This window comes from Pseudomonas sp. NPDC098747 (assembly GCF_044760045.1).
In the GTDB taxonomy this organism is placed as follows: domain Bacteria; phylum Pseudomonadota; class Gammaproteobacteria; order Pseudomonadales; family Pseudomonadaceae; genus Aquipseudomonas.
Window position 1 is genome coordinate 12,603 of sequence record NZ_JBIWAL010000029.1, and the last position, 23,980, is coordinate 36,582.

Consider the following 23,980-nt stretch of genomic DNA (forward strand, 5'->3'; position numbering starts at 1 on the left):
AAAATGCTGCAACGGCTTAGTTCATTGTCAGCACGATCTTGCCAATATGATCGCCGGCCTCCATGTGCGTATGGGCCTGAGCCGCCTGCTCAAGCGAATAGACCTTGTCGATCATCGGCAGGCAGCGACCGGCGCTCAGAACCGGCCAAACATGCTCGCGAAGTTGATCGGCGATGGCCGATTTTTCCGCCGCGGTTCGCGCACGTAACAGCGAACCGGTGACCACCGCGCGTTTTGCAAGGATTGCCAGCAGGTCTACATCGTTGGCTCGGCCGCCACCAAGGAAGCCGAGCATCACCAACCGCCCATCCATCGCCAAAGCGCTGATGTTCGCGTTGAAGTACGAACCGCCCATGATGTCGAGAATTACGTTCACGCCTTGGCCAGCGGTTTTCTCGGCGATCACCGCAGCGAAATCCTCTTCGCGGTAGTTGATCGGTTGGCCTCCGAGATTGCTGATCGCCGCGCATTTTTCCGGGCTGCCAGCCGTGGCGAAAGCTTCGATGGCAAATTCGCGACAGAGCATCAGCGCCGTGGTGCCGATGCCGCTGGTGCCGCCATGGATGAGCACGCGTTGGCCACGGCTGGCGCCACCGAGGCCAAACAGGTTGGCCCACACGGTAAAGAAGGTTTCCGGAATCGCGGCGGCTTGTACCCAATCGATCCCGTCGGGAATGCGCAGGGTCTGGCCGGCCGGAACGCTGCAATATTCGGCGTAGCCGCCACCATTTGTCAGCGCGCAGACTCGGTCGCCCAAGGCAAACTGGCTGACGCCGGTGCCGAGCGCCACGACTTCGCCGGCTACTTCCAGGCCGGGAATCGGGTTCATCCCAGGCTTCATAGGGTATTTGCCTGCACGCTGCAAAGCGTCCGGCCGGTTGATGCCGGCGGCGTGCACGCGGATCAGCACTTCGTCGTCTGCGGCCACCGGTAACGGCACACGCCTGGCTTGCAGGACTTCAGGGCCACCAGGTTGGGTTATTTCGATACGCGTCATTTCATTGGGTAAAGTCATGTTGCTTCCTGTAGGTAAGGGTTCTGTAGATGGGAGCGCGGCACAGAGGCAATGATTCCCTCCAATGGGCAACAAGAATGTGACGCTGTTGCCTAAGCTACGTTGCCTGACGAAACGGCCTACAACTCAGGCAGAATCCGCTGGCTTGTGGGCTTGGTCGATGGGCTCTATTGTTGCTGCAGCTCATAGCGATAGGAAAATTGCGATTGAGGGATGAGTCAGGGACGTATCGGTAACCAAGGAAGGGAGTCGGATTTGAACGCCAGGGAATTTGAGCAATATCAGGGCATCAATACATCGAGCAAAAGTCAGAGCACTCAAGCCATGAACGCTATCAGTCGTGAAGAATTCAACGCCAGGATTGAGACCATTGAGACAAGGATGGATGCTCGGATTGATGGTGTGTCAGGGATAATCAATGCATTTCTTTCTGCTCAGGCGGAGAGGGAGAAAACACAGCTTGAACGAGACAAACGCTATGACGTGATGTGGGAACAGGTACAAAAGAGCGCAGACGAATCCAGAGACGTGGCCAAACAAGTCATTTCCATGAGGCGCGACTACTGGGCAGTAGCTGCAATCAATTTTTTTGGTGTGCTCACCATAGTCGTCGGCGCACACTTCGCCAATCAAGCCAACATCCTTGTAGCGATACAAACGACACTCTCGGCGGTTCAAGCAGGCAGGGACGCGAGTGCTCCCAAAACAGACATGCTGATGCCCTTACAGTCACAATAAAACGGCCTTCAAAAAGAAGGCCGTTTTTGTGGGCATATCAACGTTGCCTCATGGCATCTGCGGCAACTCCTGCGGCCGCAAGTCAAACACCAGCACCTCGGCATCCACGCCATTGCTCAACGTCAGCACCTGTTCTTCGCGAACCCGCACGCCGTCACCTTCCTGCAATCGCTGGCCGTTCAGTTCAACGCTGCCGCGCGCCACATTCACGTAGGCGTAACGATTGGCGGGCAGTTCCAGCGTAGCGCTCTCCTTGCCATCGAACAGCCCGGCGAACACTCGCGCATCCTGACGCACTTTCAGCGAACCGTTGCTGCCGTCAGGCGAGATGATCAATTGCAGACGACCACGTTTTTTCTGGGTGCTGAAGTGCTCCTGCTGATAGCGCGGTTTGGCGCCGCTGACTTCCGGCACGATCCAGATTTGCAGGAAGTGCACAGGTTTGGTTGCCGAGTGGTTGAACTCGCTGTGCGCCACGCCGCTGCCGGCGCTCATCAGTTGCACATCGCCGGGGCGGATCACGGAACCGGTGCCCAGGGTGTCCTTGTGTTCCAGCGCGCCTTCGAGCACGTAGGAAAAGATCTCCATGTCGCGATGCGGGTGCTGGCCGAAGCCTTTGCCGGCGGCAACGCGATCATCGTTGATCACCAGTAGGTCGGAAAAACCTTGCTCCCGCGGATCGCGATAGCTGGCGAAGGAAAAGGTGTGGAACGACTTCAACCAGCCATGATTGGCGAGGCCACGATCGGAGGCTTTGCGAAGAGTCAGCATGATGAAATCTCCTGGCGGGACGTGAATTCGTCCGAGTGAGGAGAAGCTTACTGTTAACTGTTTGAAGCAATAAGTAGATGAAAACTGAAAGACTGTCGCAATCAGGTTGACAGTTTTGCACAGCAGTTCACGTATTCTTTTTCGACGATCAGCGTGCGCTTGGCCATAATGCTCAGCCTGAGTTATGCGTTTATTCTTTATTGATCAGTGATGTAAACCCATGAAAACCGTGGCAATGGTGTTGTTTCCCGACTTTCTGCTGCTCGATATGGCCGGGCCGATGGAAGTGTTTTCGGTTGCCAATCGTTATTTGAAAGCAGAGTCGCACTATCAATTGACTACCCTGGGCACCGAGCGTGGCCCTTTGCGTGCCTCCAATGGTCTTCTGGTGAATGCCGATCGGCTGATTGACGACAGCAGCGAGCACTTTGACTTGCTGCTGGTGCCGGGTGGCCCGGGTGCCTACAACGAAAAATTCCCGTCGCTGTTCGCCTGGTTACCCGGTGCCGTGCAGCGCGCGGAGCGCTATGGCTCGATCTGCACCGGGGCCTTCGTGCTGGGCCATGCCGGACTGCTCGACGGTTACCGCGTGACAACGCATTGGAACTACACCGAACGCCTGGTCAAGGGATTCCCGAACGCCAACGTGGCGACCGATCAGATTTACGTCGAAGACCGCAATCTGATTACCTCGGGCGGCGTCACGGCGGGTATCGATCTGGCGTTGGCCGTGGTTGCCCGGGATCACGGTAAAAAAATCGCTCAAGACGTGGCCAAAGTGTTGCTGGTGGTGATGAAGCGCCAAGGTGGTCAGGCCCAGTTCAGCCCTTTGATGGCCGCTGTGGCGCCGCAGGAAACACCCATTACCCGGGCGCAGAACTACGTGCTGGAACACCTTGACGAGGCGTTCACCGTAGAGCGCATGGCAGGCCTGGCAAACATGAGTGCGCGGCACTTCGCCCGGGTGTTCGCCCGTGACGTCAACATGACGCCGATGGAGTTTCTGCAAAGTGCACGTATCGACTGCGCCCGCAATCTGCTCGAAACCAGCGATTTGCCGCTGAAAACCGTGGCCTATAAAAGCGGCTTCGGCAGCGTACGGCATATGCGTTCGCTGTTTGCTGAAAAGCTCGGCCTGACGCCTGCACAGTACCGCGAACAGTTCAGCTAGAGCGGTTCTGTCCGTCTGGAGCACCCGGATGTCCGTTCGGTGTCTTGTGTAGCGGTTGTGCCGTCATCTGAGACTGCCAAGATAGTTGGCATGAACAATCTCAACGATGTGAACTCGGCGGAGGTCCTGCGTTTCGGCCCTTACGCGTTTCATTTGCGCCAGCGACTGATCCTCGACGGGGATCGGCAGCTGCGCATGGGCGGCCGCGCGCTAGACATTCTTCAGGTGCTCGTTGAACACGCCGGCCGCGTGGTCAGGAAGGAGCAACTGATCGCCCTGATCTGGCCGACGTCGGTGGTCGAAGAGATCAATCTACGGGTGCATATTGCTGCACTGCGGCGTGCGTTGGGCGATGGTGAGCAGGGTCAGCGTTACATCGTCAATGTGCCGCAATGCGGTTACAGCTTTATCGCGCCGGTGCATTACGACAGCGTCGCGCAAGAGGTCTTCGAACGGCTACCACCAGCGCAACACAATTTGCCTGCGCGGCTGACCCCGGTAACCGGCCGTGATGCGCTGGTCGGCGGCATGGTGCGGCGCCTGCCGCTGTGTCGGCTGATGACCGTCACCGGGCCTGCCGGTGTGGGCAAAACCACCGTGGCGCTGCGCGTGGCGGAGTTGCTGCTGCAACATTTCCGTGATGGCGTGTGGTTGGTCGATCTGGCGCAGATCGATGTTGAAACACCTTTGCTGGAACATCTGTTGCGCACTCTCGAGTGCGATTTCTCTACGCTGTGCGCCCGTCACGCGCTGCTGGTGCTGGACAATTGCGAACACCGGCGCGAGGCCTGCAAGGCAATGGTCGAGACGCTGCTGAACGCCGCGCCTCAACTGGTGATTCTGGCCACCAGTCGTGAAGCCTTGCAGACCAGTCTGGAAACCCTTCAGCACCTGCCACCGCTGAACGTCCCGAAGCGTTCGGCAGTCGATTGTGTCGCGCAGGCCATGGGCTATCCGGCGGTGCAGCTGTTTGTCAGCCGCGCCCGGGCTCGACAGCATGATTTCAGTTTGCGCGAACAGGATCTGCACACTGTGCGCGAGATCTGTCGCCAACTCGACGGTCTTCCGCTGGCGATCGAACTGGCGGCCGCGCAGATCGACGCACTGGCGCTGGTCGGATTGCATGCGCAAGTGGCCAACGGACTGCAACTGCTCAACCACGGCCGACGCACGGCGGTACCGCGCCATCAATCCATGCAGGCTGCACTCGATTGGAGTTATCAACGCCTGAGCGAGCAGGAGCAGCGCGTGCTGCAACGCTTATCGGTGTTCAAGTTGGCATTTACTCTGGAGGCGGCGCTGGGCGTGATCAGTTGCCCGCAACTGGCTCCGTCGAAGCTGGCGGCGGTCATCGAACGGCTGGTGCAGAAGTCATTGTTGGCAGTGGAGCAGGGCGCTGTTGCTGGCAGATACCGGATGCTCAATACCACTCGGCGTTATGCCCGCGAACAACTTGAGCGCAGTGGTGAAGGTGTTGATCTGGAGCGCCGACACGCGCGGTATATCAGTCGCGTGCGTCAAGTTTCAGGCAAGCAAGGGATCGCGCAACTCGTCGAGTAGCTGGCGTACTTTGCGCAGGTCCGGTGTGGCGTAGCCTTCGCTGAAGCGTTGATAAATCGGCGTCAGCAGATCCAGCGCTTCGCGGTGACGGGATTGACGTTGCCAGAGCTGAGCGAGGGAGGTGGCGCTGCGCAATTCCCAGGCCAGGGCACCTTGGGAGCGGGCGATGGACAGGGCTTGTTGCAGGATTGCTTGTGCTTCCTGAACATTTGCGGCGTCTATGCGGGCCTCATCGCGGGTAAGCCCGCTCCCACAGTGGTTTTGCGTTGAACGCAAACTCTGCGTACTCCCCAAATCCCTGTGGGAGCGAGCTTGCTCGCGAAGGCGTCCGTCCTGAAAACCTGAGTCTTCAATCAATAATGCATTCGCCCGAGCCCGCAAAATCTCCGCGGTGCTCCAGCCCGCATCACCGGCCTGCGCCCGCGTCAGCAAATCATCATCAACAAAGCGCTCATCCAGCGTCACCATGATTTCTCGGACCATGCCGCTGCCATCCGTCGGCACGGGCATAGCGGCTTCAGCGTCGATCACCTGCGCGTAGTGCAGAGCCCAGCGATAAAACAACAGCACCGAATGCTTCTGCGATTGCTCAAGCAACAGATGCAGCAGCGCCCGGGCGTTCTGCCGATCGCCGTTGTACTGGGCGATCAGGCAACTGGCCAACGCCAGGGTGTAGCAAATCGATGTGCCGTGATTGATTTGCACGGCAATATCCAGCGCCTGTCGCGCCGTGCGCCACGCTTGCTCGGGGAATCCTTGCAGCCACAGCACCCGAGCGAGCACGGTTAGCGAGGCGACGCTCTGGTCATATTGCACGCCAAAACCGTGGGTAAAGCGGTTGCGATGGCCGCTGTGCGCCATGCGTTCGATCACTTGCTCGGCATGAATGCGCGCCTGTGGCTGGTCGCCAGCGTAATGCAGGGCCAGCACCCGCAAGCGGTGCGTGCTCAGCGACAGCAGCGGGTCGCCGTGCAGGCCGAGGCGGTCGAACTGTTCGCTTTGCTCCAGCGCCATCCGGTAGTGCCCGCAACTGAGATTGACCGCCAGGTGCCCGGATATCGCGCGCAGTTGTCCGGCGACGTCAGCGTGTGCGTGGGCCAATTGGCGGGCGTCGACAAAAGCCTCGATGGTCTCGGATGTTCCGCCCCAAGTGTGATAATAGGCACTGCCCAAGGCCAGCTTCAGGGCGATTTTCAGGTGTGGGGAGGGTTCGCCGAGTTCATCCAGCAGGTGCAACGCCCGCCGCACGTAACCGCCGTACTCCTTGAGCAGCGACAACTCTTGCCACAGCGGCGCCGAGGCCGCGGTCAGCTGAATGGCCAGATCATCCGGCCCGGCTCTGTTCAGGCTCCACTCCAGCGCTGCGCGCAAATCTTCCAGACCTCGGGCGTAGCGCTCGATCCACAACGCAGTGGGGGTGTTTTCCCAGTGCGATTGCGCCTGATGCATCAGGGTCAGGCAGCGTTCGGCGTGGCGCTGGCGAGTCTCATCGAGTTCAGCCGCGACATCGAGTTTTTCCAGGGCATAGCGGCGGGTGGTGTCGAGCAGGCGATAGAACACCTCTTCATCACCGACCTCGACACTGAGCAGGGATTTGGCCACCAGTTGCGTGATCGAAGCGAACACCGCAGCGGGGTCGATCTGCTGTCCGACGATGACGGCCGCCGCCGACTCCAGGGTAAACCCGCCGCGAAACACACCGAGTCGGCGCAAGCAGGTTTGCTCGCAGCGATCGAGCAGGTTGAAACTCCAGTCCAGCGTGGCACGCAAAGTCAGGTGGCGCTCGGCGCTACTCTGGTCACCCGCTGCCAAGGGTGGCAAGCGGCCCTGCAACTGCGTCAGCAAGCCATCCAGCCCCAGTTCAGCGACTTGCGCCGCCGCCAGTTCCAGCGCCAGTGGAATACCGTCCAGTCGGTGGCAAATCTCGATGGCTTGCGGCAACTGCGCATCGCTTAATTCAAAGCTTTCCTGCGCGGCCATTGCCCGTTCGACAAACAGCTGCAACGCCGAGAAGCCCAGCGCCTCGGCCCGATCCAGTTCGACTGGCAACGGTGGGTAATCGAGGGATTCCAGGCGTTGCACAAACTCGCCTTCCGCTCGCAGGCTTTCGCGGCTGGTGGCGAGAATATGCACCTGCGCCGCGCCGCGCAGAATGCTCTCACTGAGCGCTGCGACGGCATCGATCAGGTGCTCGCAGTTATCGAGCACCAGCAGCATCTGGCGCTGGCGCAAGCCATTGACCAGACACACCAGTGGATCGCCGTCGAGCAGCGACAGTTCGAGCAGGGCCGCCAGGTGCGAGCAAATCAGCTGTGGGTCGTTGAGCGGCGCCAGATCCACCAGGCGAATACCGTCGCGGTAATGCCCGATCAACTGTTCAGCCACGCGCAAGGCCACCGTGGTTTTACCGATGCCACCGGGGCCGACCAAGGTGATGCAGCGCCGGCGCGGCAACTGCGTCATCAACCGTTCGACCAGCGGCTGACGGCCAATCATTCGCGTGCGCCGCAGAGGCAGATTGTGCCGCCCGCCGGTCGCTGCTCGATAGACTCGTGCAGGATCGGCGCAACAAAACTATAGCCGCGTTGCGCCACGGTCACGATAAAGCGCTGGCCAGCCTGACCGTCGCCCAAGGCTTTGCGCAGCGCTGCCATGTGCACTCGCAGGTTGATGTCTTCGACGACGCTGTCCGGCCAGACTTCGGCCATCAATTGCTGCTTGCTCACCACCTCGCCGGCGTGGCTCAGCAGAATCAGGAGAATGTCCATCGCTCGCCGACCCAGGCGCAACGGCTGATCGCCCTCGAGCACCAGTCGTTGCCCGGGATGAATCCGATAGGGGCCGAAACCGAGGGCCTGATTCGGGGGAAGGCTCAACAACTCACTCCTGCGGTGCTGCGACGGACAGAGCGAAACAGGGCCGGGCGCGAACGCAGGCCGCCTATTTCGATGTGTCCGGGCATAATCCTCAGGTTTTGCGATCAGTGCAACGGGTGGTGCAGGGGCAGAGGTCAAAACAGAGCGGGGGATGAGCGGTGGCTTTTGTGTTGACCCATGATCTGGCAGCGCCAGGCGAACGGGTTGATGCCTTCGCTGCGGGTGAACATATGGCAGAAATGCGCCTGATCGCAGAAGCCGCACTCCAGGCTGATTTGCGTCAGGCTCAGGCCGGTGTGCTGGATCAGCAGTTTGGCGCGGGCGATGCGCTGGGTGCGGATCCAGTCTTGCGGCGAGAGCCCGGTGCTGCACTTGAATGCCCGGGAGAAGTGGCTGCGTGACAGTGAACAGGCGCGGGCCAGTTCGGTCACTTCCAGACTTTCGCCGAGGCGTTCGAGAATGAGTTGTTTGATTTTTCGTTCGCGCTGCGGGCTAAGGCCGCCGATCCCGCTTTTGCGCGGTTCGCAGGCAGGGACGAGGGCGACGTTGGGTTGTAGTTGAGCCATGGCCAGAGTCCGTGTCGGTGGGAAAGCACGGTCAACGCGTTCCCTCATTCAAAAAACAGCGCTGCGCAGATGGATCGATTGTTGGATGCAGCGCTGCGTCTTGCGAGTTAATCGTTGTTAATTTCGTTCTGGCCTGACGTCCTCCGGCCCATTCATCGAGTAAAGTGCTTAGCACTTGCGTGTGGCTGGCCATAGAAGGAAACCGAGCCGATGAACCGTAACGATCTGCGTCGCGTCGACATGAACTTGCTGGTGATTTTCGAAGCGCTGATGTTCGAAAAGAACCTGACCCGCGTCGCCGAAAAACTGTTCATGGGCCAACCTGCGGTGAGTGCCGCGCTGGGGCGTCTGCGTGATCTGTTCGATGATCCGTTGCTGTTGCGCAACGGTCGCGGCATGGAACCGACCGCCCGCGCGCTGGCAATTCTCAAGGAGTTGCAACCGGCGATGGATGTGATTTCCGGGGCCGTCAGTCGCGCCAAGGAGTTTGACCCGGCGAGCAGTTGCGACGTGTTCCGCATCGGTCTGTCGGACGATGCCGAGTTCGGTCTGTTTCCACCGCTGCTGCGCCAGTTGCAGCAAGAGGCACCGGGCATTGTCGTGGTGGTGCGGCGTGCCAACTATCTGCTGATGCCGGCATTGCTGGCCTCCGGGGAAATCTCCGTCGGTGTCAGCTACACCACGGATCTGCCCGCCAACGCCAAACGCAAGAAACTGCGCGACATTCCCTGCAAAGTCCTGCGCGGCGATACCCGCGAAGGGCCGCTGACACTCGACGAATACTGCGAGCGTCCGCATGCGATGGTGTCGTTCTCTGGTGACTTGAGCGGCAACATCGACCTTGACCTGGCCAAGCTGGGCCGTTCGCGCCGCGTGGTGCTCGGCGTACCGCAATTCAGCGGCTTGCGCGCCTTGCTCGCCGGCACAGAAATGATCGCCACGGTGCCGGATTACGCCGCGTGTGCATTGGTCGAAGGTTGTGGCTTGCGAGCAGAAGACCCACCGTTCCCGATTGATGCCGCGCAGTTGTCGATGGCCTGGAGCGGCGTGCACGACAACGACCCGGCCGAGAAATGGCTCAGAGCGCAGATCAGCCAGTTCATGTCGGCATCGCTGGATATCCCTCCGCTTTAACGCTGCCGACTCACGTCGAAACTCCCACAGGGGGCTTCAGTGTCCTTGAGATTTGGTTCAAGCGACTAACTGAGCACACCCATCCAATTTTCTCCCGCCCGGCATTGGCATTATTCAGGCCAATGACATTTCAAGGGTCGGGCCATGAACGCTGCACATTGCGATGAACGGGCGTACGACATCGGTTTGCTGTTCCTGCGGGTCAGCGGCGGGTTGTTTCTGCTGTGCGTGCACGGCATGCCCAAATTGCTCGACTTCAGTGCGCAACTGCAACTGATTGAAGACCCGTTCCACCTCGGTGCCCACCTCACATTGCTCCTGGCAATCTTCGCCGAAGTCCTCTGTCCGCTAATGATCGTCGCCGGGGTGCTGGCGCGATTGGCCTGCTTGCCTATTCTCTTTGTGCTGCTGGTGGCGCTGCTGCTTGTGCATCCGCAATGGACTGTGGCCGAAGGGCAGTTCGGCTGGCTGCTGTTGATCCTCTTTACCACTGTATTCATCGCCGGGCCGGGACGGCTGGCGCTCAATGTGCGTCTGCCCGGAGTGCTGCGTTATGCCTGATACCCCTATTCAGAAAGCCGTCGGGAGCGATGAGATTGTCACGCTGATCGTCAAGCACCGGGTCAAGGCCGGTTTCGAAAAACCCTATGAGGCCTGGCTGCGCAATATCGTCAGTGTGGCGGGGCGCAGTGATGGGCATTTGGGCGTCGATGTGATGCGCAGTAAACATGGCGGGCTCGACCTGTTCACCTGCGTGCTGCGGTTTTGCTCGACCGAGGCGATGCAGCGCTGGCTCGATTCCGAGCAACGTCAGGCATTGATTGACGAAGCCGCGCCAATGCTGGCCGATGGCGACCAGACCGAAATCGCCCCGATCAACGAATTCTGGTTCGCCCCGCTGGCCGATGCCGCCTCGCCGCCGCCGCGCTGGAAGCAAGCGGTGATCACGCTGTTGGTGATTCTGCCGCACACCTTGCTGGTGCCGCTGATCTGGGGGCCGCTGCTCGGGCTGCATCCCATTCTTTCCAACTACGTGGTCGCCACGTTCCTGATCACTCTGACCATCGTGCTGTCGGTGGTGTACGTGTTCATGCCCCGCGTGACCCGTCTGTTCGCGCCTTGGCTGGAAGCCAGTCAGGCCCATGCTCACGTCGAACCCACCGAACACCCGTCACGCTGAACCCCATTCAATTTTTGTCGAAGGAACTGCGATGAGCGCCGATCTGATTCTGTTCAATGGCCAATTTCATACCGTAGACCGCAGCAAGCCGCTGGCCAGCGCGGTGGCGATCCAGGACGGCCGTTTTGTGGTCGTCGGTAACGACACGCAAGCCATGGCCCTGCGCGGTCCGGGCACGCAAGTGGTCGATCTGCACGGGCGCTGCGTCATTCCCGGTCTCAACGACTCACACTTGCACCTGATCCGTGGCGGTTTGAACTACAACCTCGAACTGCGCTGGGAAGGTGTGCCGTCGCTGGCCGACGCCTTACGCATGCTCAAGGAACAAGCCGACCGCACGCCAACCCCGCAATGGGTGCGCGTGGTCGGGGGCTGGAACGAATTCCAGTTCGCCGAAAAACGCATGCCGACCCTCGAAGAAATCAACCTGGCCGCGCCAGATGCGCCGGTGTTCATCCTGCACCTGTACGATCGCGCGCTGCTCAACCGCGCCGCATTGCGCGTGGCCGGGTACACCCGCGACACGCCGAACCCGCCGGGTGGTGAGATCGTCCGCGATGCCAACGGCAACCCGACCGGCATGCTGGTGGCAAAACCGAACGCGATGATTCTGTACTCGACGCTGGCCAAGGGGCCGAAGTTGCCGCTGGAATATCAGGTCAACTCGACGCGTCAGTTCATGCGCGAACTCAATCGCCTCGGCCTGACCAGTGCGATCGATGCCGGTGGCGGTTTCCAGAATTATCCGGACGATTATCAGGTGATCGAACAACTGGCCAAAGATGACCAGTTGACCGTGCGCATCGCCTACAACCTGTTCACCCAGAAGCCGAAAGAAGAACTGACCGATTTCCAGAACTGGACCGGCAGCGTCAAATTGCATCAGGGCGACGACTTCCTGCGCCACAACGGCGCCGGCGAAATGCTGGTGTTCTCGGCGGCGGACTTCGAGGACTTCCTCGAACCCCGTCCAGAGTTGCCGCAGACCATGGAGCAAGAGCTGGAGCCGGTGGTGCGCCACCTCGTCGAGCAGCGCTGGCCGTTCCGTTTGCACGCCACTTACAACGAATCCATCAGCCGCATGCTCGACGTGTTCGAGAAGGTCAACCGTGACATTCCGTTCAACGGTTTGCCGTGGTTCTTCGATCACGCCGAAACCATCACCCCGCAGAACATCGAACGGGTCAAAGCGCTGGGCGGCGGTATCGCGATTCAGGATCGCATGGCGTTCCAGGGCGAGTACTTCGTCGACCGTTACGGTGCGAAAGCCGCCGAAGCCACGCCACCGATCAAGCGCATGCTTGCCGAAGGCGTACCGGTCGGCGCCGGCACCGACGCCACGCGGGTGTCCAGCTACAACCCGTGGACCTCGCTGTACTGGATGGTCAGCGGGCGCACCGTCGGCGGGCTGGCGTTGTACGAGGAAGGTTTGCCACGCACCACCGCGCTGGAATTGTTCACCCATGGCAGCGCCTGGTTCTCCTCCGAGCAGGGCAAAAAAGGCCAGATCAAGGTCGGGCAACTGGCAGATCTGGCAGCGTTGAGCGCGGACTTCTTCCATGTCGAAGAAGAAGCCATCAAGTGGATCGAGTCGGTGCTGACCGTGGTCGGCGGCAAGATTGTCTACGCCGCCGGCGACTTCCAGGACCTCGGCCCAGCCAGCGTGCCGGTGCTGCCGGACTGGTCGCCAGTGGTCAAAGTCCCCGGCCACTGGCGGCAGAATTCGCCGTTGCAGGCGCAAGTGCACCAGTGCAGCGGACCGTGTGGCGTGCATTCGCACAGCCATGAAAAAGCGCGTTTGTCGAATGCGCCGGTCAGCGATTTCGCTGGTTTCTGGGGCGCGTTCGGCTGTTCCTGCTTCGCCTTCTGATTTCTTTCAAAAGCGCCGGCCACGCGGTCGGCGCTTCACGCAACATCCATCCGTCCATCCAGGAGTTTCCCCATGAGCGTTCCTTACACACGTTTGAACAAAGACGATGCGGTTGTGCTGTTGGTCGATCACCAGACCGGCCTGATCTCGCTGGTGCAGGATTTCTCGCCGAACGAGTTCAAGAACAACGTGCTGGCGCTGGGCGACATCGCCAAGTTCTTCAAACTGCCGACCATCCTCACCACCAGCTTCGACGCAGGTCCCAACGGCCCCATCGTGCCGGAGCTGCTGGAGCAATTTCCGGACGCGCCGTTCATTCAGCGTCCAGGCCAGATCAATGCCTGGGACAACGAAGACTTCGTCAAAGCGATCAAGGCAACCGGTCGCAAGCAGTTGATCATTGCCGGTGTGGTAACCGACGTATGCGTGGCGTTCCCGACGCTGTCGGCCCTCGCTGAAGGGTTTGAAGTGTTCGTGGTGACCGACTCTTCCGGCACGTTCAACACCACCGTGCAGCAAGCGGCGTGGGCGCGGATGTCGGCGGCCGGTGCGCAACTGATGAACTGGTTCTCGGTGGCGTGCGAGCTGCAAGGTGACTGGCGCAACGACATGGAAGGCCTGGCGAATCTGCTGTCGAACCGTCTGCCGAACTATCGCAACCTGATCAACAGCTACACCAAGTTCACCGCCCAGTAATCGGCAGAGCTGAAAAGCCCCTCACCCTAACCCTCTCCCGGAGGGAGAGGGGACTGATCGAGGTGTATTTTCGAGTTATACCGACCTGAAAGTTCTGAGTCGAACTCAGGTTTTGAAAATCATCAAGATCGGCTCCCTTTCCCCCTCGCCCTTAGGGGAGAGAGGGCTGGCCGGGGTGTTTGTGCGAGTTACACCGACCTGAAAATTCTGAATCGAACTCAAGTCTTGAAAAGCACAAAAATCGGCTCCCTTTCCCCCCTCGCCCCCTTGGGGGAGAGGGCTGGGGTGAGGGGGTAAGATCTTCAGCTGGAAAAACCATTCGGAACTGCACACATCACCGCTTCTGCAACCACCCCAAAAACCCACCTTTCCTCACCGCCACCGGTTTAGCCATCAACGCGAGTCGACTGTTCTGCTCCCGCACCGCCTGCAACTTGTTCAACGCCCGACCCACCTCAGCGCGCTGCTCCATGCATTCGCGCGTGAGCGTCTTGTCGAGGCGGTAGATGATGCTCGACGTCAGCGCCGTAAACGTCGCCTGCGACGGTGTGTCCGCCAGAATGCTTTGCTCACCCATTACTTCACTCGGCCCCATCCGCCCAGCTTCAGTCTGGTCGGCGCCATCCGGCACCGTCGCACTGACCACGCCAGTAGCAATCACAAACAGACTGTCCGGCACTTCATTCAGATCCAGCACCACTTGGCCGGCGCTGTACTGCTGCGCGACCATCGATTCTGCCAGTCGGTCGCGTTCATCAGGACTCAGCGAACGGAAGATCTTCACTTCATCGAGCAATGCGCGGGCGCGGGTCGAAGGTTCGATCACACCGTCGGGGTGCCGCGAAATCCCGGCCGCTTCGAGATGCCGATGAGCCAGGTCGAACAGTTGATTACGCACTTCGCTTTTCTTGCTCAGGTCGGCGATAAAACCGCTGGCCACGTATTCGGACATTTCGTCGCCGGCTTCTTTCAACACCACTTTTGGTGCCGGCGACAACAGCAAACTGCTGCTGCCTTGCAGCGTGCGGTCGAGGGCATCCAACACGCGCCGCGGGCGGATGTGGTTGGGCACTTTGATGCTGATCGACACGCCGTGCATGTTGTTCGGGCGACTGAGGTTGACGATCTTGGCCTTGGCCGCCACCGAGTTCGGCACCACGGCCATGGTCCCGGCGCTGGTCAGCAGGTGCGTAGCGCGCCAGTCGATGTCGAGCACTTTGCCTTCGACGCCGTCGATCACCACGAAGTCGTCGACTTGATAGGGTTTTGTGGTGTTGAGCACGATCCCGGAGAACACATCAGCCAAGGTACTCTGCAGCGCCAGACCAACGACGATGGCGACCACGCCGGACGTTGCGAGCAAACCTTTGACCGGCAACTCCAGCACGTAACCGGCAGCGGCGACAATGGCGATCAGAAACACCAGCGCACCGATCACGTCCTGCAACAAGCGACCGCTGTGACCGATGCGGCGCATCAGCACCAGGCCGATCACTTCCGTCAGCACCCGCGCGGCATACAGCCACCAGACAATGCCCAACGCCGTCGCACCCAGTTGCGCGACCCGATCATCGACGAACAACGGCGCCTGCAAAGGGCTGACACCGGCATTGATGACCAGCGCGGTAAACGCCAGAAACAGCGCCAGCCGCACACCTACCCGTGGCGCACGATGCGTAAATGGCGTGAAGTGCCACAACACCGCGTCAACCACCAGCAGCAGGGCACTCCAGGACAGCAGGTGGGCGAAGAGGAAGGACATTGGGCATTCTCCGAGTTGGATGGGGTTGGTTCAACACCGTGAACACAGATTAATAGGGTGCTGTGAAGTGAAAAAGCGGCTATAAAGCGTTTAACTGTCCACCAGAGAGTGACAATGAATCCGTTCGAAGACATGCGTATTTTTTGCCAGGTCATGGACTCCGGCAGCTTCACGGCGGCGGCCGATCAGTTGGGCCTGTCCAAACAATTCGTCAGTCGCCGCTTGATGCAGCTCGAAGAGCGTCTCTGCGTGCGTTTGCTTAATCGCTCGACCCGGCGCCTCGACGTCACGCCGCTGGGCCAGAGCTATTACGAATCGGCATTGCGCCTGCTGGGCGAAGTCGAACAGGTCGAACAAGGCATCGCCGGGCAGACCGCCGAGCCTCGCGGCACGATTCGCCTGAGCGCGCCGCTGTCATTTGCCGTGGCGCACCTCGGCTGTTTGCTGCCGGTGTTTTTGCAGCGCTACCGCGAGGTCACGGTGGAAGTGGATTTGAGCGACCGCCCGGTGGATCTGCTCGGTGAAGGCTACGACCTGGCGCTGCGCATTGGTGTGCTGGAAGACTCGACCCTGATTGCCCGCCGCATCGCCAGCATCGAGCGGGTGTACTGCGCCAGCCCTGCGTATCTGGCCGAACGCGGCACACCGCTGAAACCGGAAGATCTGCTCGGGCATGACTGTTTGCCTTATGGGCACGGACGCTCGGTGCAGTGGCGGTTCGACGCGGGCCCGGGCAAGCCGACGCTGGTGAATGTCACCGGGCGCATGCGCGTCAACAACGGCGAGTTGCTGCGGGATGCGGCAGTACAGGGGATGGGGATTACCTATCTGCCGACGTTTATTGTCGGCGCGGCCCTGAAGGAGGGGCGACTGGTGCCGCTGCTGGATGATCTGCGCCCAGAGCCGCTGACCTTGTCGGCGGTGTATCCGCAGCACCGCCAGGCTTCACGTCCGGTGCAGGCGCTGGTCGAGTTCCTGCGTGAAAGTCTGAATCAGAGCCACGTCGCCCTTTAATCCTCCACGCAAATCAAATGAAGGAGTGATGTTGACTGAGGCATTCCAGCAGGCAACTCGGATCCTGTATTTCGTCATTTGCCCCGCGGGCCTTTACTAGATAGCCGATTGCGCAAAGAAACTCTTCGTTATCCTCGTCCGAGAGTACTTGAGACAGGTATTCGCTGATGGCTTCGTCACTGTCCAACAGCGCTGCCATGTCGAAACTCGTCAAAGTCTGGCTCATGGTTAAACTTCCTTTGCCATTTTTTGTGCGCGTCGGATGGGGCTTTGTGATGTGTGTTCGACTGTATCCAAGTTGATACGAATGAGAAGTCGGCCAAATCCGTTATCGAACTCGAACCATCTTCAGGGTATGTAGGCAGCAAGCCCAAAACGTGTAGGAGCTGCCGAAGGCTGCGATCTTTTGATCTAGCTATTGAAAGGCAAAATCAGAAGAGCGCAGCCTTCGGCAGCTCCTTGTATGTTGGCTTACAAGATTGCAACAAACTGTTTTGCCGCCCTGATCTAGACTCATGGCCGCTCAATCATGAGCATCGTCTGGAGTGCGCCATGGAAGTGCCAAACAATAAAACCGCCATCGAAAGCAATCGACAGGCGTGGAACGACTCCGCTCGCCATCACCAGGAGTCGCCTGACTGGCAGGCATTGCTCAGTGAAGTCGCGCAGGCGGATTTCTCCTGCATCGATGACACCTTGCAGGGTGTGCTGGCGCAGGTTGGTGTCGACGGTAAAGAGGTGATTCAACTGGGCTGCAACAACGGCCGCGAGAGCCTGTCGCTGTTTGCCCTCGGTGCGCGGCACGTGGTCGGCGTCGACCAGTCCAGTGCCTTTCTCGAACAGGCCCGCGTGCTGAACAGTCGTTCAGCGCACAACGCCGAATTCATCGAAGCCGATGTCCATCACCTGCCGCCAGCGTTGCATAACCGCTTCGACGTCGCGCTGATCACCATCGGCGTGCTGAACTGGATGCCCGACATCGGCGAATTCTTTCGCCACGTCGCGCAGGTGCTGAAACCGGGCGGACAACTGGTGATCTACGAAACCCATCCGTTTCTGGAAATGGTCGATCCTGACGCAACAGATCCGTATCGCCTCGCCAGTTCGTACTTCCGCGCCGAGCCATTCGTGCAGGAAGAGCCGATTGTTTATGTCGGCAAGGTTGAACAGCAGGCAGCCAAGTCCTACTGGTTCGTGCACAACCTCGGCGCGATCTTCAGTGGCGTCATCGGCGCAGGGCTGAACATCGCGCACTTCAAGGAATATGCGCATTCGAATCGGGAAGAGTTGTACGACCAATACCTGAACCAGCAAGCGCAGTTGCCGATGTGTTTCACCCTGGTTGCAAGCAGGAATTGACTCTATCGCTGTCTTTGGCCCCTTCGCGAGCAAGCTCGCTCCCACAATGGATTTGTATATGCCACAGATCTAATGTGGGAGCGAGCTTGCTCGCGAAGGCGGCCGAATAGACGCCGCACATTTCGAGTTTGACTAAGCCTGCGCCGCCGCCGTCACCACCGGTCTATCCGGCTTGCGCAAAGCCTCCAGTCTTGAGCCGCTGTAGTGTGTTTCGCGGAAGAAACGCCAGTGCCCGAACAGGTCGTAAACATGCGTGATACGCCCCTGTTCCTGATAGCCCAAACGCATATGCATCTTCAGGGCCTGTACATTGGCGTTGTCGCAGATATCCACCACTTTTTTGAAGCCTCGGGCAGCCATGACTTGCCAAAGCGCAACCTGTGCATCGACGGTCAAGCTACTGCCGAAGTACTGCCGGGTAATTTCGGCACCGAACTGAAAGTATTCACCGGGCTTGACCGGGAACGTGCAGCGGTAGAAGTGGCGGTCGTAATAGTCGCGAGTGCTGGCCCAGACGAACCCGACGGTGTGATCGTCCTGGTCCAGGTGCATGTGCCCCGTATGCCCTTCGGCGGCTAACTCGGCCATGGTCTGCACGCGGTCACCAAAGTACTTGCTGAATGCCTTGGCGTTATCCTCGGTGATGTCGACTCTGCGCAAACCTTCACAGGGGCGCAGATTGTGTGGGGCAATGGGAGTGACCAGATCGCGCTCCAACCACAGCAATTCACGGTGAGCGAATACGTAACGTTTCCCCAACGCGCCAAGGGTGCGGCGCAGGCCTTTTTCTCTGATGCGCAGAAGCAGTTTTTCGATGACTTTCATGATGCCCTCCGAGGCGCTAGCCCAGGTGTGGTGGATGGTGTTGCCGGTTGAGTTTCGGATGTGTTCGCCGCTGTCGAGTTGCCGGCACGCTGTGCGCGCCATTTTTGCAGGGACGGTTTGACGTGGTGCCAAAGGCGTAGCCCGAAGCCCAATAGCAAACCGCTCGGGCGCCACGAGTAGAAACTCCAGCGCCAGTGTTCCAGTTGCCCGGTCATGCGTTCGTGCAGTTGATGGCTGGAGTTCTCCAGGCTGACCCGCGACGCATCGATCCAGCGCCATTGCTCGTCCAGACCCCAGCGAATCCACTCATCCAGCAACACCCGGCCGCTGCCCAGATCCGCATGCTGCGGCAAGAACGCCAGGTTGTAGTCGTAGAGTCGACCGTGCTCCAGCAGACCCAGCCGATAGCTGATGCAGCGGCCATCCAGCTCCAGCGTCACGACGCGCACCAGCCCTTGGGCGGCGAGGGCGGTGAAGGCGCTTTCCATCCATTGACGACTGCGTTCGGTGGCGAAAATCCCGACGCCTTCGTCGCCTTTCCAGCTCACCGCTTCTACCTCGCGCAGCGCCTGCAACAGCGGACCCATGGAGGGGGCGTCAGGAGTGATCCGCCTCACCTGGGCGCCGCACGCGGCAATGCGTTTGCGCGCCCGGCGCAATTTGTAGCGCGGGTCGCCGGATACTTCCTGGTGGTCGGCATCGCTGATCAAGTGCACCGGCACTCGGCAACTCAGCCTGCGTTCACCCGTTGAGCTGTGGGCCATCCATTGCGCGAGCACGCTTTGCTCGCCGGTCGGTTCGGACAACTCGTTGAGTTGCAGCAGCGCGTGGGGTAGGCGTTGGCGGATCAGTTCCAAAGCCTTGCGCATGTTCTCGGCGTCGAGCCGCGACAGCAGTGCCAAGCGGTCAGCCATGGGATAACCCAAATGGTGCACGGTGCGAAAGCGCATGCCGGCAAAGCGCTCAAGGCCTGTGACCAGTGGCAGACACAGACACATTTCGTCCGCTTCCCAGCCCAGCAATACGTGCAGGCACTCACCCTCACGGAGCGCCTGTTCTGCCGCGATCAACCAGCCGAGGCTGTTGAACGGCGTGTGATCGGTCACCCGCAGGCGCAACGCTTCATGGGCAGATGCCGGAAAGTCGCTGGCACACAACGATGATCGCCATTCGAATCGCGTCATAGGCTCGGCCCCTGATGTAATGGCTGATGGACGGCTCATGACTCACTCCAGCTCAGGGCAAACAGGGTTTGTCCCGGCAGCTCGAAGCGCACGTGACCGTCCTGGCAGTTAAAGGGGGCTTCGCGGCTGCGACTGTCGGCGCCGAAGTAACGCAGTGCGCCTTTGCTAAGCGGACACACGACGCCGCTCAGGTCGACCCGCTGCAACCGCGTGCCTTTGTTCACACCCAGCAAACTGCGTTGCGCGTCGTTGGCCATCGCCAGCACGTCGACTTCAAAGGCGTCGTTGTCCAGTTGCAGTACGCGGTGAAGCCAGTGTTGCTGAATGAACTGCTGAGCCACGCCCACCGGTTTCAATTCAACGCGACCATTGTCCAGCACCCGCACCATGCCTTTGCCGTAGGGCGGCTCATCGGCTGCCTGAAACCAGTTGAGCATGGTCAGTAGCCCATCCTGAGACGCGTTGATCACCACCGAGGCCCACCACAGCGAGGTGTAATGGGTTTCCTGATCGTAGGGGCTCAGGGCCGAGCCGCTGGACAGATTGGTCTGGTCCAGCAGCAACGCTTTGCGTGGCTGACCTTTGGCGTCCAGCCCCACCAGGTCTGCGGCGCGGCGCACGCTGTCGCGGTAGACCCGGGTCGCCAGCAAGTCGCGAATCATCCATTCGTGCCAGGCCAGCGCATCGACCTGATCGGCGGATTCACTGAGCAGCCGCCGCGCCCAATCGATGCCGCGCTTGTCCGCCGCGTTTTCGGTGAACGGTCCATTGACCAAGCGTGAGCTGGCCGGCATCGCGATGCGCACGCCGGCCTTGGCGTTGGCCGGGTCGCTGCGCACCTGCCTCGCCATGCTGGTAAAAATCGCCTGATACTGCTCGTAGTTTGAATAGTTAAGGTTCGGCTCGTCAGCGAAGCCGATGTAATGCGTGCCTTTGCCATCCAAGGCGCGGGTGCCAGCGAGCCAGGCGTCGAGGCCGCTGTTGCTTTGCACGTCGGCGCGCAGGTCGGCCTGACGCCCGGTGCCGGCGAGCAGCGTGATGTCTTGGCGGATGCCGAAGCGGTTCTGATAGAGCTGACGGAAAGCGTCTTCGAAATGTGGGTTTTTTGCCATGACGTCAACGAAGCTGTAGTAACTCGCCGCGGTCGGTTTCAAGGCATCGAGTGCGGCATGACTGGCCGGCGGCGGCACGAGGTAAGGCAGTGCAATTCCCAGGTCCGGTGTGCGCCCGAGTACTTTGTTGTGCAGGGTCAGGCGCGTCTGCCCCGGTTCTGACTGCAAGGGTTTGAGCTGCTGCGGATTCTGCGCAAACAGATTCGCCGTGCCATCGAGCCAGAATGCTGCTTTACCGCTGCCTTGCAGACGCAGGCGCCAGATCTGCGGTTGTTCGCTGACGGGCAGCGCGACTTGATCGAACTGCCAATAGGCGCGATAGGGTTTCAATTTCAGAGCCAACGGCTGTCCGTCGCCATCCCGCTGCACTTGCAGGGCGCTGACGCCACCGTGGAATTTGCCTGCCAGCACCGCGTGTTCGCCCGGCGCTATTTTGAAATACAGCTCAGTGCCGTTACGGACTTCCGCGCTGAAATGCACCTTGGCCGGGGCAAACAACGCCACGGTTTTTTCGTCATGTTCGACCCGGTAGCTGCGAAAACTGTAGCCGGGAATCTCCAACTGATAACTCGCCGCACCGGGTGCCAGCGGCCAGCTCTGGCTGCCACGGGTTTCACTGGCCTTGATCAGCCGTTCGCCCTGCAGCTTGCCCTGACCGTCTAGCAGATACAGATGTTCTTCATTGGCGTCCGCCTGCCACGCCGGTACCCAGCTCACGGTCACGGTGTCCGCGCGATTGGCTTGCAGATACAAACTGCCGTCGCGGATATCGCCCCAGCGCATCGACGCCGCAAAAGCGTCCAGCGACAGGCCGAGACCGAGCAGCAGGGCCAGGCGCTTCATGCTGCCTTCCGGCGTTGCAACATCAGCCACATCGGGGTGATGTCGCTGGGCAAAATGATCAGAGTTTGCCAGAACGGCACGCCGCTCAAGCGGCAATAAAGCACCAGCATCGCAATCGTCACCGCCAGATAGGCAATCGACGAAGCCGCCGCTGCGCCGACGATGCCGTAAGTCGGGATCAGCACCAGGTTCAAAGCGAGGTTGAGCAGGGCACCCACGCCCATCAGCAGCGACACGGTCGCGGGTCGATTCTTGCCGATCAGGTCCAACCGCAAGATGCTCGCGTAGCACAGACCCAAAAGCCCCGGCAGCAAGGCGAGCAGTGCCGGATAGGCCGGTTGGTAGGCAACACCGAACAGGGTGATGATCAGCCACTCACCGATCACCGCCATGGTGATGCAGGCGCCCAACATCACTGTGGCAGTCAGGCGCAGCGCCAGCGGCGTGACCTTGTCCATGCCTTCGTCCTGTTGCAGCAGGCGTTTCATCAGTGGCGTTGTGACCGCTTCCGGAACGATCAGCAGCAGTTCGGCGGCCGCGCTGGCCATGGCGTAATGACCGAGTGCGGTGCTGCCGAGCAGGGCGCCGATGAATAGATAATCCGAGCGCAGGATGACTTGTTGGAACAGCAGATCCGGATGGCTGCGGGCACTGAAGCGCAGCAGTTCGTTCTGGCTCGCGCGATCCCATTGCAGTTGTGATGGCTGCGCGCGTTTGAGCCACATCCACCCCACCAGAACCACCAGACTGATGCCGGCCAGCCAACTGATCAGCGCCGCTTCGAGCGCCGCTTCCTTCCACATCCAGAACAGCGCGAGGAACAGCAACAACGGCGCCAGTGATTCGAGCAGACGCAGGACGTTGAACGCGACCACACCGCCAGAAGCGTTGTGCAATGTCAGCAGACCGCTTTTCAGTACGGTCAGTGGCACCGCCAGCAGCAACAGCCACGCCAGCAGACCGAGTTGCATCGTCACATCAAGTTCGCTGCCGAACTCTCGTGCCAACGCGACCACCAGCAAGGTCAGCAGCCCCGCCAGCAGACAGCCGAACACCAGCACCTGAGCGAGCAGCACACCCATCGGCCGCTGGTTGGCCGCTTGATAACCGACCGCCGAATTCAAGCCACCGCTGGTGGCCGCGCTGATCAGGTCCGGCAGGGTGCTGAGCAAGGCAAACAAGCCGCGCTCACTTGGGCCCAGAATCCGCGCCAGCAACACGTTGCGCATCAGGCGCAAGGCGATCATCGCCAGTTTGGTGCCCATGCTCAGCGCCAAATGCTTGAGGTAGTTGCCTCGGCTCATGTGCGTGCCCCGCGAAAGATCCGCAGCGAGAGCAATTCGGGACTGCGTGCGGTGCGTTGACTGACGCCGAAGCGCGGCAGGTTCAAAGGGTCGCCGGCCCCGCGATAGAGGCCGGTGGCGGTGCCAAGGGCAAACGGATAATCGTGATTGGCGACCTGCTCGCGGACGCGCTCATCGTTGTCGCCGTTGGGGTAGCAATACACCGGCAATGGCCGATTGCAGCCGTTGTGCAGGGCATCGCGACTGCGGCTGATTTCCTGCGGCAAGCGCACATCATCAAGCCCGGTAAGAATCGCGTGACTGGCGCCGTGTGGGCCGAAGCGCACCAGCCCCGAAGCTTCCATTGCGCGCACCTGATGCCAGTCCAGGGCCTGCGGCAGAGAATCTTGCGGGCACTCGTCGGTGAGCCGGTCGAGCACCTGCGGGTCGAGATCTTTCAGGCTTTGCAGATAATGCAAAAGGGCCAGACTGCGCCGCTGCACGTCAATGTCATCGACCAGCACCGGCAATGGCTTACCGATCGAGCGCAGGCATTCGATCAGATGCATCCGGGCTTTTTCGCCGTGGCTGTTCCACAGGGTTTCGCCCAGGCTTTCCCACCAGAACCGTTGACGACTGCCAATGAAATCGGTGGAGAGAAAAATACTCGCCGGCACCTGGTGTTTTTGCAGCAGCGGGAAGGCGTTGACGGCGTTGTCGCGCCAGCCGTCATCGAAGGTCAGCGCCACTTGCGGGCGCTCGGTGCGCAGTGAGTTGGGCTGAAGGATTTCCATCAGCGGCACGCAATCGAAATGCTTACGCAGCCACACCAGCAAATGTTCGAAGGCTTGGGGGCCGACGCACAGTTCATTGCGGTGCGGCAGGTTGGCTGCGCGGTCGTTGGCCAGCACCCGATGGAGCATCAGGATCACCCCGGCCCCGTGCAACTGGTTGCGGCCCATGGACGAGTTGAGATAGAGCCAGCCACTGGTGCGTTTTAGTAGTTGTTTGATCGCCATGG

Annotated in this window: 21 protein-coding genes and 1 pseudogene; 10 read left to right on the plus strand and 12 right to left on the minus strand. The window is 60.2% G+C overall.

Going from position 1 to position 23,980, the window contains the following annotated elements; translation table 11 throughout:
- Nucleotides 1–16: 16 nt before the first annotated feature.
- Nucleotides 17–1,015 carry an NAD(P)H-quinone oxidoreductase gene (locus ACIQVE_RS17985; RefSeq protein ID WP_402810618.1) on the minus strand — a complete coding sequence of 333 codons (999 nt, stop codon included), beginning with the start codon at nt 1,013–1,015 and terminating at the stop codon, nt 17–19.
- 255 nt (nt 1,016–1,270) lie between these two features.
- Here ACIQVE_RS17985 and ACIQVE_RS17990 point away from each other — a divergent pair, with 255 nt between their 5' ends.
- Nucleotides 1,271–1,753: a hypothetical protein gene (locus ACIQVE_RS17990; RefSeq protein WP_402810620.1), complete on the plus strand. Its 483-nt coding sequence runs from the start codon at nt 1,271–1,273 to the stop codon at nt 1,751–1,753.
- Nucleotides 1,754–1,801: 48 nt separating this feature from the next.
- On the opposite strand, the gene ACIQVE_RS17995 is transcribed toward ACIQVE_RS17990, so the two are convergent.
- Nucleotides 1,802–2,524: a pirin family protein gene (locus ACIQVE_RS17995; protein ID WP_402810622.1), complete on the minus strand. Its 723-nt coding sequence runs from the start codon at nt 2,522–2,524 to the stop codon at nt 1,802–1,804.
- Between the two features lie 220 nt (nt 2,525–2,744).
- Here ACIQVE_RS17995 and ACIQVE_RS18000 point away from each other — a divergent pair, with 220 nt between their 5' ends.
- Nucleotides 2,745–3,695 carry a GlxA family transcriptional regulator gene (locus tag ACIQVE_RS18000; RefSeq protein ID WP_402810623.1) on the plus strand — a complete coding sequence of 317 codons (951 nt, stop codon included), beginning with the start codon at nt 2,745–2,747 and terminating at the stop codon, nt 3,693–3,695.
- A gap of 90 nt (nt 3,696–3,785) precedes the next feature.
- Nucleotides 3,786–5,255 (plus strand): ATP-binding protein, encoded by a 1,470-nt coding sequence (locus ACIQVE_RS18005; RefSeq protein WP_402810625.1) that lies wholly within the window; start codon nt 3,786–3,788, stop codon nt 5,253–5,255.
- On the opposite strand, the gene ACIQVE_RS18010 is transcribed toward ACIQVE_RS18005, so the two are convergent.
- From ACIQVE_RS18010 to ACIQVE_RS18020, 3 genes are all read right to left on the minus strand, one after another.
- On the minus strand, nt 5,220–7,751 hold the full coding sequence (locus ACIQVE_RS18010) for an ATP-binding protein (protein WP_402810627.1): 2,532 nt from the start codon (nt 7,749–7,751) through the stop codon (nt 5,220–5,222). The genes ACIQVE_RS18005 and ACIQVE_RS18010 overlap by 36 nt on opposite strands.
- On the minus strand, nt 7,748–8,131 hold the full coding sequence (locus ACIQVE_RS18015; protein WP_402810629.1) for a transcriptional regulator: 384 nt from the start codon (nt 8,129–8,131) through the stop codon (nt 7,748–7,750). Before ACIQVE_RS18015 ends, ACIQVE_RS18010 begins: the two co-directional genes overlap by 4 nt.
- A 134-nt stretch (nt 8,132–8,265) precedes the next feature.
- A complete protein-coding gene (locus ACIQVE_RS18020; protein ID WP_402810630.1) occupies nt 8,266–8,697 on the minus strand; it encodes a helix-turn-helix domain-containing protein in 432 nt (143 codons plus the stop codon).
- Between the two features lie 210 nt (nt 8,698–8,907).
- Here ACIQVE_RS18020 and ACIQVE_RS18025 point away from each other — a divergent pair, with 210 nt between their 5' ends.
- The 5 genes from ACIQVE_RS18025 (at nt 8,908) to ycaC (ending at nt 13,577) form a co-directional block, all read left to right on the plus strand.
- Nucleotides 8,908–9,831 carry a LysR family transcriptional regulator gene (locus ACIQVE_RS18025; RefSeq protein WP_402810632.1) on the plus strand — a complete coding sequence of 308 codons (924 nt, stop codon included), beginning with the start codon at nt 8,908–8,910 and terminating at the stop codon, nt 9,829–9,831.
- A 144-nt stretch (nt 9,832–9,975) separates the two neighbouring features.
- A complete protein-coding gene (locus ACIQVE_RS18030) occupies nt 9,976–10,392 on the plus strand; it encodes a DoxX family protein (protein WP_402810634.1) in 417 nt (138 codons plus the stop codon).
- Complete coding sequence (locus tag ACIQVE_RS18035) at nt 10,385–11,011, plus strand: antibiotic biosynthesis monooxygenase (RefSeq protein ID WP_402810636.1); 627 nt, start codon at nt 10,385–10,387, stop codon at nt 11,009–11,011. Before ACIQVE_RS18030 ends, ACIQVE_RS18035 begins: the two co-directional genes overlap by 8 nt.
- 31 nt (nt 11,012–11,042) lie before the next feature.
- The gene (locus ACIQVE_RS18040) at nt 11,043–12,881 is read left to right on the plus strand and encodes an amidohydrolase (RefSeq protein ID WP_402810638.1); all 1,839 of its coding nucleotides are present in this window, start codon (nt 11,043–11,045) and stop codon (nt 12,879–12,881) included.
- 72 nt (nt 12,882–12,953) lie between these two features.
- Nucleotides 12,954–13,577, plus strand: coding sequence for an isochorismate family cysteine hydrolase YcaC (gene ycaC, locus ACIQVE_RS18045; protein ID WP_402810640.1), 624 nt, complete (start codon nt 12,954–12,956; stop codon nt 13,575–13,577).
- Between the two features lie 334 nt (nt 13,578–13,911).
- On the opposite strand, the gene ACIQVE_RS18050 is transcribed toward ycaC, so the two are convergent.
- On the minus strand, nt 13,912–15,339 hold the full coding sequence (locus ACIQVE_RS18050) for a mechanosensitive ion channel domain-containing protein (RefSeq protein ID WP_402810641.1): 1,428 nt from the start codon (nt 15,337–15,339) through the stop codon (nt 13,912–13,914).
- A 114-nt stretch (nt 15,340–15,453) separates the two neighbouring features.
- Between ACIQVE_RS18050 and ACIQVE_RS18055 the strand changes: the two genes are divergently transcribed.
- Nucleotides 15,454–16,353: a LysR family transcriptional regulator gene (locus ACIQVE_RS18055; RefSeq protein ID WP_402810643.1), complete on the plus strand. Its 900-nt coding sequence runs from the start codon at nt 15,454–15,456 to the stop codon at nt 16,351–16,353.
- Between the two features lie 61 nt (nt 16,354–16,414).
- Here ACIQVE_RS18055 and ACIQVE_RS18060 read toward each other — a convergent pair.
- A pseudogene (locus ACIQVE_RS18060) lies at nt 16,415–16,579 on the minus strand (transcriptional regulator); the annotation flags it as partial.
- Between the two features lie 326 nt (nt 16,580–16,905).
- Between ACIQVE_RS18060 and ACIQVE_RS18065 the strand changes: the two are divergent.
- Nucleotides 16,906–17,712 (plus strand): class I SAM-dependent methyltransferase, encoded by an 807-nt coding sequence (locus ACIQVE_RS18065; RefSeq protein WP_402810644.1) that lies wholly within the window; start codon nt 16,906–16,908, stop codon nt 17,710–17,712.
- Between the two features lie 132 nt (nt 17,713–17,844).
- On the opposite strand, the gene ACIQVE_RS18070 is transcribed toward ACIQVE_RS18065, so the two are convergent.
- From ACIQVE_RS18070 to ACIQVE_RS18090, 5 genes are read right to left on the minus strand one after another with little or no spacing between them, the layout of a single operon-like run.
- Nucleotides 17,845–18,537 carry an N-acetyltransferase gene (locus tag ACIQVE_RS18070; RefSeq protein WP_402810645.1) on the minus strand — a complete coding sequence of 231 codons (693 nt, stop codon included), beginning with the start codon at nt 18,535–18,537 and terminating at the stop codon, nt 17,845–17,847.
- Nucleotides 18,534–19,721 (minus strand): GNAT family N-acetyltransferase, encoded by a 1,188-nt coding sequence (locus ACIQVE_RS18075; protein ID WP_402810647.1) that lies wholly within the window; start codon nt 19,719–19,721, stop codon nt 18,534–18,536. The genes ACIQVE_RS18070 and ACIQVE_RS18075 overlap by 4 nt, the downstream gene beginning before the upstream one ends.
- A gap of 35 nt (nt 19,722–19,756) precedes the next feature.
- Entirely contained in the window at nt 19,757–21,676 is a 1,920-nt protein-coding gene (locus tag ACIQVE_RS18080) for a hypothetical protein (RefSeq protein WP_402810649.1), read from the minus strand.
- Nucleotides 21,673–22,980 (minus strand): oligosaccharide flippase family protein, encoded by a 1,308-nt coding sequence (locus tag ACIQVE_RS18085; protein ID WP_402810651.1) that lies wholly within the window; start codon nt 22,978–22,980, stop codon nt 21,673–21,675. Before ACIQVE_RS18085 ends, ACIQVE_RS18080 begins: the two co-directional genes overlap by 4 nt.
- Nucleotides 22,977–23,978 carry a polysaccharide deacetylase family protein gene (locus ACIQVE_RS18090; RefSeq protein WP_402810653.1) on the minus strand — a complete coding sequence of 334 codons (1,002 nt, stop codon included), beginning with the start codon at nt 23,976–23,978 and terminating at the stop codon, nt 22,977–22,979. Before ACIQVE_RS18090 ends, ACIQVE_RS18085 begins: the two co-directional genes overlap by 4 nt.
- Between the last annotated feature and the right edge of the window lie 2 nt (nt 23,979–23,980).

Coding starts and splice junctions, on each gene's coding strand:
- ACIQVE_RS17985 (WP_402810618.1), bottom strand. CDS start 1,015: ATGACTTTACCCAATGAAATGACGCGTATCGAAATAACCCAACCTGGT.
- ACIQVE_RS17995 (WP_402810622.1), bottom strand. CDS start 2,524: ATGCTGACTCTTCGCAAAGCCTCCGATCGTGGCCTCGCCAATCATGGC.
- ACIQVE_RS18000 (WP_402810623.1), top strand. CDS start 2,745: ATGAAAACCGTGGCAATGGTGTTGTTTCCCGACTTTCTGCTGCTCGAT.
- ACIQVE_RS18005 (WP_402810625.1), top strand. CDS start 3,786: ATGAACAATCTCAACGATGTGAACTCGGCGGAGGTCCTGCGTTTCGGC.
- ACIQVE_RS18010 (WP_402810627.1), bottom strand. CDS start 7,751: ATGATTGGCCGTCAGCCGCTGGTCGAACGGTTGATGACGCAGTTGCCG.
- ACIQVE_RS18020 (WP_402810630.1), bottom strand. CDS start 8,697: ATGGCTCAACTACAACCCAACGTCGCCCTCGTCCCTGCCTGCGAACCG.
- ACIQVE_RS18025 (WP_402810632.1), top strand. CDS start 8,908: ATGAACCGTAACGATCTGCGTCGCGTCGACATGAACTTGCTGGTGATT.
- ACIQVE_RS18030 (WP_402810634.1), top strand. CDS start 9,976: ATGAACGCTGCACATTGCGATGAACGGGCGTACGACATCGGTTTGCTG.
- ACIQVE_RS18035 (WP_402810636.1), top strand. CDS start 10,385: ATGCCTGATACCCCTATTCAGAAAGCCGTCGGGAGCGATGAGATTGTC.
- ACIQVE_RS18040 (WP_402810638.1), top strand. CDS start 11,043: ATGAGCGCCGATCTGATTCTGTTCAATGGCCAATTTCATACCGTAGAC.
- ycaC (WP_402810640.1), top strand. CDS start 12,954: ATGAGCGTTCCTTACACACGTTTGAACAAAGACGATGCGGTTGTGCTG.
- ACIQVE_RS18050 (WP_402810641.1), bottom strand. CDS start 15,339: ATGTCCTTCCTCTTCGCCCACCTGCTGTCCTGGAGTGCCCTGCTGCTG.
- ACIQVE_RS18055 (WP_402810643.1), top strand. CDS start 15,454: ATGAATCCGTTCGAAGACATGCGTATTTTTTGCCAGGTCATGGACTCC.
- ACIQVE_RS18065 (WP_402810644.1), top strand. CDS start 16,906: ATGGAAGTGCCAAACAATAAAACCGCCATCGAAAGCAATCGACAGGCG.
- ACIQVE_RS18070 (WP_402810645.1), bottom strand. CDS start 18,537: ATGAAAGTCATCGAAAAACTGCTTCTGCGCATCAGAGAAAAAGGCCTG.
- ACIQVE_RS18075 (WP_402810647.1), bottom strand. CDS start 19,721: ATGACGCGATTCGAATGGCGATCATCGTTGTGTGCCAGCGACTTTCCG.
- ACIQVE_RS18080 (WP_402810649.1), bottom strand. CDS start 21,676: ATGAAGCGCCTGGCCCTGCTGCTCGGTCTCGGCCTGTCGCTGGACGCT.
- ACIQVE_RS18085 (WP_402810651.1), bottom strand. CDS start 22,980: ATGAGCCGAGGCAACTACCTCAAGCATTTGGCGCTGAGCATGGGCACC.
- ACIQVE_RS18090 (WP_402810653.1), bottom strand. CDS start 23,978: ATGGCGATCAAACAACTACTAAAACGCACCAGTGGCTGGCTCTATCTC.